Annotated in this window: 14 protein-coding genes; 2 read left to right on the top strand and 12 right to left on the bottom strand. The window is 36.1% G+C overall.

From position 1 onward, the window contains the following. Positions 1-108 precede the first annotated feature (108 nt). The 7 genes from GVN22_RS25805 to GVN22_RS25775 all read right to left on the bottom strand — a co-directional run bounded on the left by GVN22_RS25805 (position 109) and on the right by GVN22_RS25775 (position 8,141). Positions 109-1,032, bottom strand: a complete 924-nt coding sequence (locus GVN22_RS25805) for a sugar phosphate isomerase/epimerase (RefSeq protein WP_166553895.1) — start codon at positions 1,030-1,032, stop codon at positions 109-111. A gap of 52 nt (positions 1,033-1,084) precedes the next feature. Further along, complete coding sequence (locus GVN22_RS25800; protein ID WP_166553894.1) at positions 1,085-2,800, bottom strand: GMC oxidoreductase; 1,716 nt, start codon at positions 2,798-2,800, stop codon at positions 1,085-1,087. A 167-nt stretch (positions 2,801-2,967) separates the two neighbouring features. After that, a complete protein-coding gene (locus tag GVN22_RS25795; protein ID WP_166553893.1) occupies positions 2,968-3,954 on the bottom strand; it encodes an alpha/beta hydrolase in 987 nt (328 codons plus the stop codon). A gap of 433 nt (positions 3,955-4,387) precedes the next feature. Then, positions 4,388-5,656: a DUF4105 domain-containing protein gene (locus tag GVN22_RS25790; protein WP_166553892.1), complete on the bottom strand. Its 1,269-nt coding sequence runs from the start codon at positions 5,654-5,656 to the stop codon at positions 4,388-4,390. Between the two features lie 182 nt (positions 5,657-5,838). Next, entirely contained in the window at positions 5,839-6,516 is a 678-nt protein-coding gene (rsmI, locus tag GVN22_RS25785; RefSeq protein WP_095163508.1) for a 16S rRNA (cytidine(1402)-2'-O)-methyltransferase, read from the bottom strand. Positions 6,517-6,540: 24 nt separating this feature from the next. Beyond that, positions 6,541-6,771 carry a 4a-hydroxytetrahydrobiopterin dehydratase gene (locus GVN22_RS25780; RefSeq protein ID WP_166553891.1) on the bottom strand — a complete coding sequence of 77 codons (231 nt, stop codon included), beginning with the start codon at positions 6,769-6,771 and terminating at the stop codon, positions 6,541-6,543. Between the two features lie 221 nt (positions 6,772-6,992). Beyond that, a complete protein-coding gene (locus GVN22_RS25775; RefSeq protein WP_166553890.1) occupies positions 6,993-8,141 on the bottom strand; it encodes a DNA-binding transcriptional regulator in 1,149 nt (382 codons plus the stop codon). 130 nt (positions 8,142-8,271) lie between these two features. On the opposite strand from GVN22_RS25775, the gene GVN22_RS25770 reads away from it, so the two are divergent. Then, positions 8,272-9,357, top strand: coding sequence for a mandelate racemase/muconate lactonizing enzyme family protein (locus tag GVN22_RS25770; protein ID WP_166553889.1), 1,086 nt, complete (start codon positions 8,272-8,274; stop codon positions 9,355-9,357). A 2-nt stretch (positions 9,358-9,359) separates the two neighbouring features. Further along, complete coding sequence (locus GVN22_RS25765) at positions 9,360-10,115, top strand: SDR family NAD(P)-dependent oxidoreductase (protein WP_166553888.1); 756 nt, start codon at positions 9,360-9,362, stop codon at positions 10,113-10,115. Positions 10,116-10,260: 145 nt separating this feature from the next. Here the strand turns inward: GVN22_RS25765 and GVN22_RS25760 are convergent, their stop codons facing one another. The 5 genes from GVN22_RS25760 to GVN22_RS25740 form a co-directional block, all read right to left on the bottom strand. Further along, the gene (locus tag GVN22_RS25760) at positions 10,261-11,058 is read right to left on the bottom strand and encodes a DUF3667 domain-containing protein (RefSeq protein WP_166553887.1); all 798 of its coding nucleotides are present in this window, start codon (positions 11,056-11,058) and stop codon (positions 10,261-10,263) included. Positions 11,059-11,282: 224 nt separating this feature from the next. Then, positions 11,283-11,465 (bottom strand): hypothetical protein, encoded by a 183-nt coding sequence (locus tag GVN22_RS25755; protein WP_166553886.1) that lies wholly within the window; start codon positions 11,463-11,465, stop codon positions 11,283-11,285. Positions 11,466-11,755: 290 nt separating this feature from the next. Then, on the bottom strand, positions 11,756-12,205 hold the full coding sequence (locus GVN22_RS25750; RefSeq protein WP_166553885.1) for a helix-turn-helix transcriptional regulator: 450 nt from the start codon (positions 12,203-12,205) through the stop codon (positions 11,756-11,758). Between the two features lie 54 nt (positions 12,206-12,259). After that, positions 12,260-12,586 carry a hypothetical protein gene (locus GVN22_RS25745; protein WP_166553884.1) on the bottom strand — a complete coding sequence of 109 codons (327 nt, stop codon included), beginning with the start codon at positions 12,584-12,586 and terminating at the stop codon, positions 12,260-12,262. Positions 12,587-12,976: 390 nt separating this feature from the next. After that, positions 12,977-13,897, bottom strand: a complete 921-nt coding sequence (locus GVN22_RS25740; RefSeq protein ID WP_166553883.1) for a hypothetical protein — start codon at positions 13,895-13,897, stop codon at positions 12,977-12,979. Positions 13,898-14,133: the final 236 nt, after the last annotated feature.

Below are 14,133 nucleotides of genomic sequence, written 5' to 3'. Positions count from 1 at the left end.
TTGTCGTGATTCACAAAATAAACAAGGAGGTTTCGTTTTTAAAAGTTCTCCCGAAAAATTCGGGATGACTCATGTTTAATTAAAAGAAGGGCTATCGTATATCTTCTTTTAATGTGGTAAAAACTGTTTTAAATAGTTTCTTGCTGTCAAAATAGCTTTTTCAATATCAGTACTTGAACCTTCGTAAGCTTTATCTTCTACTTCAATAACAATTGGTCCACGGTATCTAACATCGTTGAGTGCCGAAATGAATTTTCCCCAATTAATATCTCCAAGACCTGGGAGTTTTGGAGAATGGTATTCTAACGGATTTGCCATGATTCCTACTCTGTCCAGTTTTTCTTTATATACTTTGGCGTCTTTCAAGTGAATATGATGTAAGCGCTCGGTATAATCATAGATTGGGCGACAGTAGTCCATTTGTTGCCATAACAAGTGCGAAGGGTCATAGTTTAACCCTAGTGTTGCCGAAGGAATAATGTTAAACATTTTATCCCAAATGGCAGGAGTTGTTGCAAGATTCTTTCCACCTGGCCATTCGTCGTCCGTAAAAAACATTGGACAGTTTTCGATACCAATTTTTACGCCATTGTCTTCTGCTAGTTTGACAATTTCTGGCCATACTTCTTTGTATTTGTCAAGGTTGTAAGCAACACTTTTTGAAATATCTCTTCCAATGAAAGTATTCACCACAGGAACTCCCAATTGTGCAGCTGCCAAGATGATTTTCTTGATATGATCTTGAAAAAACTTCGCTTGCGTTTCGTTGGCATCTAGTGGATTGGGATAATACCCTAAGCCCGAAATATAGATTCCTTTAGAGGCTACGTATTCTTTGATATATGTAATTTTCTCAGGAGTCAAAGACTCTACGTCGATGTGTGTAACTCCAGCATAACGACGAGCATCGGCGTTTCCTGCTGGCCAACACATAATTTCGATACATTTAAAGCCGTTGGCAGCCACAAAGTCTATGGCCTGCTCGAAGGTATTATCTGCTAAAATGGCACTTACAATTCCTAAATCTAACATGTTTTTGGAGGTTTTATCTTAGTTTTTTATTTGGATGTTTTATAAAAGGGTTTTACAAATTTTTCTTTTTTAATTCATTCACTGCAAAATTCACAGCTCTTGCGGTGAGAGCCATAAAGGTCAACGAAGGGTTTTGATTACCAACCGAAGTCATCGCTGCTCCATCTGTTACAAAAACATTTTTGCAATGATGTAGCTGATTATGAGCATTGAGCATTGATGTTTTGGCATCTTTTCCCATACGTACGCCACCCATTTCATGAATGTCCAGCCCAGGAGATTGTTTGGTATCGTACATGAAAATATCTTTTATACCTGATTTTTCCAATATTTCACTGGCTTGTTGGTGAAAATCTTGAACCATTTTGGTATCGTTAGGCTCGTGGTAATCTATCGATGTTACTAATTGTGGAATTTCCCAAGCATCTTTGAGCTCGGTTGAAAGACGCACATGATTTTGTTCTTGCGGGACAGTTTCGCCTTGCATCATGATAAATACACCCCATGGACCGACTTCTGTTGATTCTCTTTTAAAATCTGACCCAAATGCATCCGAATGAATCTCTCGATTCCAGCCAGCGCGATAAGCCGAAAAAGCAACCATATAGCCACGGAGAAAATCCGTTTCTTGTTTGCGCAAGTTTCTGAAAGAAGGCATAAAGGCTGTAGTCGGGCGTCGGCCTAGATAATATTCTTTTTCGAAACCTTCATACGTGCCACCACCAGCACCACGATAGTTATGGAAGGCTACATATTTTCCAAGCAAACCGCTATCGTTACCTAAGCCATTTGGGAAGCGATTCGAGGTTGAATTTAATAGAATCAGATTTGTATTTAAACAAGCAGCATTGACAAAGATTATTTTAGCATAAAACTCCGTCATTTCTTTGGTTTGAGTATCTATGACTCGCACGCCTGATGCTTTCTGTTTTTTTTCATCATAAATAATTGAATGAACAACAGAGTGAGGTCGTAAGGTGAGATTGCCAGTTTTAGCTGCCCAAGGTAGGGTGGAGGAATTACTGCTAAAATACCCACCATAAGGACAACCTCTGTAACACAAGTGTCTAGCTTGACACTGACCTCTGCCTTGTTTCAAGTGAATTTCTTTAGGCTGTGTCAAGTGGGCACATCGACCAATGATTACCTGACGGTCACTGTAGCTTTGTTTTACTCTTTGTTGAATATGTTTTTCAAGACAATTAAGCTCCCAAGGAGGTAAAAACTCTCCATCGGGAAGGCTATCGATACCGTCTTTATTACCACTGATTCCTACAAATTTTTCGACCTTGCTATACCAAGGGGCTAAATCTTTGTGACGGATAGGCCAATCAACCGCAAAACCGTCACGGGCAGGTCCTTCAAACTCAAAATCACTCCAACGTTGCGTTTGTCGAGCCCAAATTAAAGACTTTCCACCAACTTGATAGCCACGAATCCAATCAAAGGGTTTTTCTTGAACATACGGATGTTCGTGGTCTTTGACAAAAAAGTGTGATGTAGCTTCATCATAGGCATAGCAGCGTTTGACAATAGGATCTTTTTCTTGTTCAGCCAACGGAATTCTACCATGATGAGGCATATCCCAAGGATTGTACGTCGCCGTTGGGTAATCATCGATATGTTTGACCTCTCGTCCCCGCTCTAGGACAAGTGTTTTGAGACCAGCCTCACAAAGTTCTTTTGCTGCCCAGCCGCCACTGATACCTGAGCCAATGACAATAGCGTCGTAGGTTCTTGTTTTGTTGGAAGTAATATTCAAATTCATCTTTTTGAAAATTGGGAGTTTGTTTTCATGTTTTGTAAAAATGGGGTAGAGGGAAATGTTGACCTACATAAAGACACTTAAATACAAAAAAGGAATAGCTTTTTCATTCCTGAATTTAAGCTATTCCTTCTATAAAATGTTGTGGGGCTATGAGGTAAATAGATTGATTATTTATCCAGAAAGCCTTTTATATGAGCAATCATTTGCTCCGACTGACAAGAGGTTGACATGTGTCCACAATTTCCTTCCAACAAAACTAATGGGCATTTGAGTATTTTTGAAAGTTGAATAGCGGCCAATGGGTTGACCATTTGGTCTTCTGGAGCCACCAATATCATGACTTTTGCTTTTACCAAAGGTGCTATTTCTTGAGGTGTTTTGCCTTGATAAATATCTTGCTGGAGCATGGCGCGTAATTGTGCTGCCCAGTCATAAGCATTGAGCGTTTGAGCTTCTTTTTCTAGTTTACCAATCAATTCTGGATAAGTAGTTGTTGGCGTATTTTGCGCTCTATAGGAAGGTGTCCAGAGGTGCATTTGATGCAGAGCATTTACCGAAGCCATAGCTTCAGGACTATAATTTCCTCTTTCAATCAGATTTAATTGAAGATTCCAGAAAAGTTTATCATAGCTACTTTGTTGTGGTGAACCAATAATAGGAACAATCTTGTCCATGTACTCAGGATAACTGAGCATCCATTGAAAGGTTTGCATACCACCCATAGAGATACCAGTTACTGCGTATAGATGAGATAGTTTGAGATGCTCACTACTCAATTTATAACTTGCCGTAACCATATCTCGAATATTGAAAGTAGGGAAAAGTTGATTTTTTTGCGAAGTGCTATTAGACGGTGAAGACGATACACCGTTGCCAAGGGCATCTACTATGATTACAAAATATTTGGTACTATCTACAAAACTTTTAGGATCGGCGACAAAGGATTTTTGCTGACTATTACCTGTAAACCAAGTAGGGACCAATACGGCGTTGGATTTGCTTGCATTAAGTTTGCCAAAAGTGCGATAACCGATTTTACAATCTTTGATGACTTGTCCATTTTCCAGTTTGAAATCGCCAAGTTGATAAAATTTTTGTTGAGCTGTAGCCCAGTTCGCAAGCCCACATAATAGTAGGAAGAGGATTTTTTTCATAGTTGGTAAAAGAAGTTATTGGTTAGTTGTATATCGGTTGTTGGATATGCACTTATAATCAGAGAGTTATGGTAAAAGTGTATCTCGAAAACACAATTAAGTAATCGTGCAGAACAAGATTTAAGTTATGTGCTTAGGCAGCAGGAACAAGGCAAAGATTGTTAAATTGTTTTTAGTAACGATAGATATGTATTTGCCGAATGCCTATAGCTGAAAGCCGAAAGCTAAAGAAAACAAAGAGATTTTTATTAAATTATAAAGACTTTTTGCCTAATGCCTACGGCTTACAGCCTATAGCCTAGCACTTAAATCCAGCTAAATGAAAAATTTAACTCACAATTCACTCAATAAAAAAAAAGGGATTAAGGATTTTGTCCTTAATCCCTCAAAACTTTAATAGTTTTTGGGAAATGTGTCCTTGACCTAGACTGAATTATTCTTCATTGTCGTAATTGATTACCTGCATCTTACGACCTTTGATAACTTTACGAAATTTGTTCATTGTCAAGCGGTGTTCACGTTCAAAGCCTACATGATACATAGATCTTACTAAAAGTGTAAGCACAATAAGTACCAATTCAATCATGTAAGGAGCTACGAATACTAAAGCTAGTGCTGACGCTACACCCGTTACTACAAAATAATACACATACCAAGACTCACCATTTTTTTCTCTTAATCTAAAAATTAGAGGCAAATGAAAAGGCAATGCCCATAAAATATTTTTGTTATTCTCTGTTACTCCATGATTAGTCCCGAACCATAAAAATACTAAAATCCAACCAATAAAACCAGCGATACTGAATAGTATTTTATCTAATTTATAACCTTTTTGTCGTCTTTTCCAATGGTCATAAGTTTTCCAACAAGTAAATAATAAAACCATCAAGAAAAAGAAAGCTGGTTGTAAGAAGAAAGGCATTGGTTTTACTTCCTCTTTTGCTAAAGCATATAATGGTGCTTCTGTATCAACTAAATAGCGAAGTACTCCGTGAGTCATTCTTTTGGCTGCCCCCAAACTTCTGTGTAAGTTGGCAGGAATATAGTTGGCTTCAAATTGAGTCGTTCTTTCATCTGCTTCAGAACCGAGTGCTATATTCATGGCTACTGCTGGCCAACGCATATCTCCTGCATAAAGTGATTTGTTCATCCACTGTCTGAAGGTGGTATCACTCATGGTCTGCAAATTAGCAAAGTGGACGCTATCCGTACAAGCCACTACAATTGCCTCACGAACGCGTGTGGCACAGTTGTCGGTAAAAAATTTGTATTGATAGGTACGTTTAGCAGGATCATTATAGGTTTTGTCTAGTTCATCAAGTATACGCTGCTTCTGAGACAGAGCCATATCCAACACTTGCTCGCTCATACCACGTTTCATGTATTGATAATAAGCTATGTAATCACTAATAGGGCGATACTCCATTTTATAGGGTAAAGTCCCTTGGATAAATCTCCAGTAAAAATTGGGAGTGCTAAAATCGTATACGCCCCAGTTATAGGCACGATCAACGCCATTAGCTGGGTCATAAATCCACAAAAGAGAGTGTCCAAAAACATCATTCAACTCTTTTCCAGGGTCGACTGTAATGACACTTACTTTGGCACTTTCTGAAAGTTTTTGAGCATTGACCAATTGGATACAACTACTCAGAAAACAAAATAGCAAAATAATTTTAGATAGAATGTTGAGGTTTTTCATGTAGTTGAGGTTTTACGGTGGCGATACAAGCATCCGTGTGAGTTGTACTAAAACTAGATAATACAATTTAGTTTAGATATAACACAAAAGGGATAGACTATCATTAGTATTGGCAATAGTTTTCGTAAATTATCAATATTTACCGAAAAATCGAAATCAATTAGCAGGTAATTACTGAAAAATTATTCTTTTCCAGCAATGACCAAAACAATTTCACCCTTAATAGTATTTGGATTTTCTTGATAATGTTTCAATACTTCAGCCAAAGTACCTCTAATGTTTTCTTCAAACATTTTGGTCAATTCTCTTGATACACAGGCTTGTCGGTCGGCACCCAAATATTCTCCTAACTGTTCAAGTGTTTTAATTAAACGATGTGGAGACTCGTAAAAAATCATCGTACGCTCCTCGTTTTGAAGGTTTTGCAAACGAGTTTGGCGCCCTTTTTTATGAGGTAAAAATCCTTCGAATGTAAAGCGATCAGATGGAAGTCCTGAATTTACGAGTGCAGGAACAAATGCCGTTGCTCCTGGGAGACATTCAATTTCCAAACCCTGCTTCAAGCATTCACGAACCAATAAAAAACCAGGGTCTGAAATGGCAGGCGTACCAGCGTCAGACACAAGGGCAAGGTTTTTCCCTTCTTTCAACATTTTGATAATACCCGCAGTACTGTGATGCTCGTTGTGGGCATGGTGTGCAAAAAGTGGCTTAGAAATGCCCAAATGCTTTAACAACATGCCAGAATTACGAGTATCCTCTGCTAAAATACCATCTACTTGTTGTAGTATTTTAACTGCTCGAAGGGTAATATCATCAAGATTGCCAATGGGGGTTGGCACTAAATACAATTTACTCATTAGTTCAAAATCCAATAATAATCTTTATAAAAGTGCATCTATTGCCTTAGCCAAGGCATGGTCTTTTTCGGTGACCATGTTGCCAGCATCGTGAGTGGTAAGCTCAATGGTTACTGTATTCCAAACATTCGACCACCACGGATGATGATTATGCTGTTCGGCCAAAAGTGCCACACGAGTCATAAAGCCAAAAGCTTCGGAAAAATCCTTAAACTGAAAGGTACGTTGTAATTTTTGGTCTTTTTCTATCCACATAGTCGATGAAGAGGGCTAAATGCAAAAAGGATGCTTAATCAAGCCCGAAGATACTTGATTTTTGAGGGAAAATGATGAAGTCAAAGGAAAAATAGGGTAAAAATAGGGAACAGGCATCAGGGAACAAAGTTACATAGTGTTTTCTGAATCTTTTTCGAGCTTTTTAAACAAAGTAAATTCTATTTTCAAACACTTTGTGCCTGTTGCCTTATCCCTCTTATTTATCCCCCCATTTTCTTTCGCCATTCCATTGGAGTGATTCCCTCCAGTTTAGAAAACCACCTACTTATATGACTATGGTCGTTGAAACCCAGTTCGAAGGCAATTTCTTTTATGCTTCGATTTGTGGAGAGTAATTGTTTGAATCGGGAGAGTTTTCGTACTTGTATTTCTTGGAAAATAGAATGCCCAATCGCTTTTTGAAATTTCTGATTTAATACTTTCAAAGAGCTATTGCTTGCCTGTACAATGTCTTGTACTTCAAGGTTTTTGTGAATATTAGCAGAAATAAATTGTATTGATTTGTTTACTTCCTTATCAGTAATAGCCACGGTATCTGTAGAGGTTCGTTCGATTACTTCTAAGGCTTCGGTCAAAATAATTTGTTGATTTGGTACTTTTCCTTGTAACATATCACTAAGTGTAGAGCAAATGTTGAAGGCGGTACTTTGATGATTACGAGCAATACTTGAAAGGTTTGGATAGGTAATATTACAAATTAATTCATCGTTGTCTATGCCCAAAACTGCTATTTCATGCGGTACTTTTACTTGCGCCATTGAACAAGCATTGATAAGTATTTGTCCAAAATCATCATTGCAGCATAAAACACCTGTAGGTTTTGGGAGAGATTTTATCCATGTAACTAAATTTTCAAAATTGTAAGAAAGTACATCTTCCTCATTGCCTTTGAGTAAGAACGAACTAAACTGAGTATTGGAAGAAATAGCCATTTCCTGAAAAAAAGTCATTCTTTGTAATGACCATTCTAGGTTTTCTATTCCTAAAAAAGCCAAACTTCTAAATCCTTTTCGGATAAAATATTGAATTGCCAACTTAGCATCCGACAAATAATTCCCTTTTACATAAGGAATCCCTTCAACATGATTGACAGAGGTAACCTGAATCATGGGGATGCCTAATTGTGCCATTTGAGCAATATCTTCACTATTTTCTAAAATACAAGCATCAGGTTTTACTGACTGAATTAGATTGATTCTGTTGTTTGTTCTATTATTTTTTAGAAAATAGGCTGGTTCAAAAATAATATCCCAATGGCTTATCTGATTGTTGTAGTCATAAATGCCACGCAACAAATCACGACTATAACCCCGATTGGATTCAAGATGGATAAATACTTTTTGAGCCATGTTTTTTCTTTTAAATGATACTTTTTCAAAAATACATTATTGGTAAATAATTGGCGATAGAATAACCAAAAATGGTGGCAAAATGTCAAGTTACGATTTTTACTTTTGTAAAAACATAAAAGTTAAAACCATGAGTTCTTCTGTTAATATTAGAGATTTTAAATTATACAAAGCTGTTGCGCCACTCAAAAAGCCAATTGCTGATGCAACACATACACTTCACGAGATTTCGTTTTTGGTATTGCGTTTACAGCTCGAAAATGGCGTGGTTGGGGAGTCTTATTTGCTCTCATTTCAATATTCTCCTTATGCCATTCAAGGGGCTTTTAGAGATTTATTGCCACTAGTAAAAGGCTATGCAGCGTATGAAACGGGAAAAGTTTACCAAAAATTAGACGAAGCCAACGAATATTTTGGAAATCAAGGTATCAATCGCTGGGTGCAGGCTGCTGTCAATATCGCCATGTGGGATGCTTGGGGAAAATGCTTGAATCAGCCTGTGGGCAAACTTTTGGGAACCTATCGTGATAAATGTGCTATCTATGGAAGCGGGGGGTGGATTTCTTATACGATTGACGAGCTGGTAGCAGAAGTAACAGATTATGTGTCTCGTGGTTTTCAGGCAGTAAAAATCAAAGTGGGAAATCCCAACTGGCGTACAGATTTGGAGCGTTTGAGGATTGTTCGTGAAGCCGTTGGCAATCAGGTGAATATCATGATGGATGCCAATCAGGGGATGAAGTTGCCCTCTGCTTTACAATTGGCAAAGGCTGCGCAAGATTTGAATATCTTTTGGTTTGAAGAACCGCTTCACCATCAGGATTTTGAAGGATATAAAGCGCTCAAACAACAAGCTGGTATATCTTTAGCGATGGGCGAACGCGAATATGATACCTTACCATTGGTAGAACTATTGAAACGAAATGCCTTAGATATTTGGCAACCAGATATTCTCAGAATAGGTGGGGTAGAGGCTTGGCGAGAGTCTGCTTTATTGGCTAATAGTCACCATATTCCTGTTTTGCCACATTATTACAAAGACTATGATGTGCCATTGGTTTGCTCTATTCCAAATGGAGTAGGTGTGGAGTCTTTCGATTGGATAGATCCTTTGATTGATAATCCGATGACGGTAAAAGATGGTTTTGCTTATCCACACGAGGGTGCAGGTTGGGGATTTAATTTTGTAGATGACACTTTAGAGCTGATTTTTTAGACATGAATGTTTTTTCATTAAAAGGAAAAAGAGCCTTAGTGACAGGCGGAGGTACAGGTATTGGTTTGGGAATCAGTAAAGCATTTATTGAAGCAGGCGCAGAGGTTGTCATCACAGGACGAAGAGAGGAGGTTTTGCAAGATGCTTTCAAGGAATTGGGAGAAAATGCACGCTATTCGGTATTTGATATAACGAACAAAAAGGAAATACCAGCATTTATTCAAGACCTAGAAACACAATTTGGAGCAATAGATATCTTGGTTAATAATGCAGGAATACATCTTAAAAAGTTTTCCAATGAAACCACAGATGAAGAATTTGAAAGTATCATTCAGACCAATTTACTGTCAGTCTTTTCCCTTACTCGAGAATGTGCCAAGTACATGGCGCAACGCAAAAGTGGGGTCATCTTGTTTATTGGCTCAATGGCGGGAATATTTGGCATAGACCGTGTTTCTGCCTATGGAACTTCAAAGGCAGCGCTGACAGGCTTGATGCAGAATTTGGTGACAGAATATTCTAAGGATTTAATTCGAGTAAATACCATTGCCCCAGGTTGGATAGAATCTCCCATGTTTCTGAATGCCATTAATGCGGATTTAGCAAGAAAAGAAAAAATTACCAATCGTATAGCCATGCCAAGCTATGGTAAACCAGCCGACATAGGACATACGGCGGTGTTTTTATCGTCAGAGGCTGCACGATATATCACAGGAGTTGTGTTACCCGTAGATGGTGGTGCGTCGGTTAATTTTTAACAAAAGCCCTGATTCACGTTTCTTGAATCAGGGCTTTTGTTTTGTGATTTTAACTTATGGCATGTAAACCAAGAAATTGTGAGTGCAAAGTGTTGATAATTAAAAAAACATTCAAAATTTACCACTCATCTTTCAGTACTAATGATTATTTTGGTTTGGCGTATTCAAGTACCCCTTTGTCCACAAATACTCCATAAAGTATAAATGCGATAGTAGAAACAACAACCACAAGTATATAGGTTAGTAGCGTGAGCGCTAATACTCCTAGAATTTTAATAATTATCTTCTTTAGAGGAATATGATTGTAGAAGCCTTTGAAAAACCACACTAAAATAAATGGAAGAGCCAAAAATGAAGCCTGTGAAATAAGCATCATTTTTTCTGGATTTTGTCTGAAAAGAAAGAGTATCGGATACATAACTAAGATACTCATGAGGGTGTAATAGGATACCACATAAGAGTTCATGACAATATGTTCATAGTAATTATGCCCTTCTTTTTTAAATGGAATTCTGGTAATAAAGGCGAAAACTGGCAATAACAAAACCATGAGCATGGCATAGTAGCTTGAGATGATCGTAAAGACATCAGACATAAGCTTTGAGTTAATGTGCTGTTGCTCTGAAAAGTTTTTCATAATATCATCAAACTTCAACACACTAGACGATACAAAAATAGAGATACCAGCTAGCACAAATGTTAGCGCAATTGGTTTGTAGTGGTCAACACGGTTGCCTTCCATATATTCTCGGGCGGTTTTGCCAGGATTACGAAGGGTTTTGAATACGGAATAGAAAAAACCTTTGTTGACATCAACAAAAATATCTTGAATTTCTTCTACTATATAGTTCCGATTTATTCGTTTGTATCTTCTTTGACCACAGTGTCCACAGAAGTTACCTGAAATAACCTCTTTACAATTTCTGCAATTTTCTTCAATCATTATATTAAGATTTGAGTTTTGGAAAATGAGTATTTCCCCGAGTAATAGGTTACGCAGGTTTGAATAATAGAGGAGGAAAATTAGATTTAGCTTTTAAACAAATATATTGCAAAGCCGATGAGACATTATTATTTATAGAATGCCAGCGGTTGAGAATTTGAAGGTTTAAAGTATAAAGTATTCATAAAGGTCGGTTTAAAAATGTATTGAAATGGAGCTCCTAATTATTCATTTTCCTTTTTGCCCTTAAACAGAAAGTATAATCCAGCTATCAAGGAAATACCATAAACAATGTCAAGATATGGTCTTTTAAAGGTTAAAGTAGCAAAATCGAAATCTTTGTAAAGACCAGAGCCAATAATAATGATGATAATTAACAGAGGAAAACTAATTTTTTGATTTTTCATAATTGCTAAAACTTGTTTGAATGAGGTATATCAATTTAGTAAAATTATAAAATTGTCAACGTATAATATTTTAAAAACTGATTTTTTGTGATTTGGAAGTAAAATATTGATTTGGAGAAAAAGAGAAATAGGGAGAATCCAATAAAAACAAAAAAGCCCACCGTAATGGTGGGCTTTTCTTGGTAGAGAGCGAGGGATTCGAACCGTCTACAAAAAATGCTTAAAATGACCTCATTAACCCTTAGTTAATGGCCTGCCACCTAAAGTGCCACCTTTTTTCGTCAAAAAAATTAGGCTTCAGCAGCCATAATTTTTTCTTCTAATAGGTCAGGAAAGAAGTAAATAACTTTCCCAGCACCTGGTCTTCTAGGGACAGGTTTAAGCTTTCCCAACATTTGTTTTTGAATTGAAATAGTATATCTCGCATCACTCAGTGAAAGCTGAAGTTCTTCAATTCGACTCTCGTAGCTTTCCTTTAAAGTTTGCCAAAGTGTTGGTTCCACAACTACCTTTTCTGTTTCTTTGAACATTTCTCCTTCACCTCTTAGTAACCAATCTGAATTTACATTTGGGTATGTTATTAAAACTTGCTCAAGTAAATCAAACCCTGGTTTACTCTTTCCATCGACAATAAACTTTATCATAGTAGAAGTTTTGCCTATGGAGTTTGCAAAGGAATTATTATTCATTTTTAAGGCTTTTATCAATGCCTCAAATCTTTGACTTATTGTTGTTTCCATAATATTTACAGTAAAGATTAATATAATCTCAAAAGCTATTTAAAATTTTAAAAGTTACGCCACTGGTGTGGGGAAGTCATAACTATCAATTAATTGTCTCTGTATTTCTATCGTGTATCTTAACTCTTCCAAATGACCTTTATAATCTTCAAGAGCTTTATTTCTATAAATATCACCCTCTCCACGTACTAGCCATTCAGCACTGACTTTAGGATATTGAGATAGTATGCTAGCAACCATTTCAAAACTAGGCTTCCCTTTGTGATTGATAATCTTTTTAATATCCATAGGGTTTGCATAAATACTTTTTGCAAAGGAGTTGCAATCAAGTTCCAGGGTACTGATAAGTTGCTCGAATCTTTGTGCTATGGTATTTGTCATAATTTGTCCTATTTCTAACTTACGATATTTCTATAAATTTGAATTCAAAATAAGTCTTTAAATTTTTAAACAAATTATTTAGAAAAATACCAAGAGATAAGAGCGATCAATCTTGCTAAAATAAGATCTCCTACGACTTGGTGATTTGCTAAATTATAAATCTTATTAATTATGCTAGAATCATTTTGGTTAATACTATCAGGATTATTTGGGTATTGCTTCTCTATTTGGTGGAACTGTAAATCACGGACTAAGGATTCTTGATTTACATCCGTATTGTCATTACTATACACCATGTTTCCGTAATTGATGATTGCGTTATAACTCTGAGTTTTTTTTCTGAAAGTAAGATAACTTATGAGGCTCTATCACAATATTTGCATCTCATTATTATTTACAATCGTCTAAATAGGTATATAGAGCATTTTCACTAACAACTTCAATTGATTGTCCTTTATTTACTAAATCAATTATTTTCTGAATTTTACTAGGACCTGCTCCAGTTCCAATTATAACAGTATTGGTTTTACCTGAAATGGATGATTTTGGACTTGCTCCTCTTTCGCTGAGCAATGACACAAGCTCATTCCTGTTGGGGTACCTCATAAACTCCCCTGTTATTACAATATTTTTATTTTTAAAAAACTCAGCCCCATTAGGTGTTATGAAAGGTAGTTTTGACGTAAAATCATCAATAAACTCTGTAGTTGAGCTTTTAAAATGAGCTTGTTGTTGGAAATAGCTTCCAATAGATTCTTGCTTACTAGGTTTATTTAAAATGTAACTAGCAATGTTTTTATCTGTGGTCTTTTGTTCCAAATCTAAAAGTATTTCAGATGCCGCAATAGCTTTGGCTAGAGATTCATGTTTACTTTGAAAAGGGTCAATAGATAGCTCCTGACATATAGCCTGAAATGTATGATTCTCTACGTTATCTAAAATTTCTTTTGATAAATTGTATAAACAGTGATAGTTATTTTTAGGTAATGTTAATCCATATATTCCTAAACTTTTTTCAAGATTAGATTTATGTGTCGAAAGGTTGAAAGCAAAAATATGTTTAGCTGTACTGAATATATCTTCGACATCTCGCCATACCTCCTTCAAATTAGGACAATTTTTGTATTTTTCTTGTTGCCAGTCATTCTCATAAAGAGGATTTGGAGGTGGAAGAATTTCCGTAAAATACTTTTCATAGATTTCTCCATTTTTAATTATAGTATAAGCTAATTCACAAATTCTATCATGAGTGTTTCCTCCAGATCTAATATTGAAAATTAAATAGGTACCTTCTATTTTATCGGTTGTCATAGGGTAAATAGATTATTTATTTTAATAGAGTAAATTTGTAAATATCTGATTGTTAGATTTTTATGAACAAATTGGTAGTTTTGTATAAAATAATATCAAATATATTTTGAACTTTTATTAAAAATATTTGATATTTGTGTAATGATAACAACAAAATACACTGTAAATATTACAGAATATTTTACAATTATCAATTATATTTTAGTAAAAGGTTTAAAATAGTAGATGAATGGACG

The organism is Cellulophaga sp. BC115SP, from assembly GCF_009905545.1.
GTDB lineage: Bacteria > Bacteroidota > Bacteroidia > Cytophagales > Spirosomataceae > Flectobacillus > Flectobacillus rivi.
The sequence above is the reverse complement of the archived record's forward strand: the minus strand, read 5'-3'. Positions and strand labels throughout refer to the sequence as shown.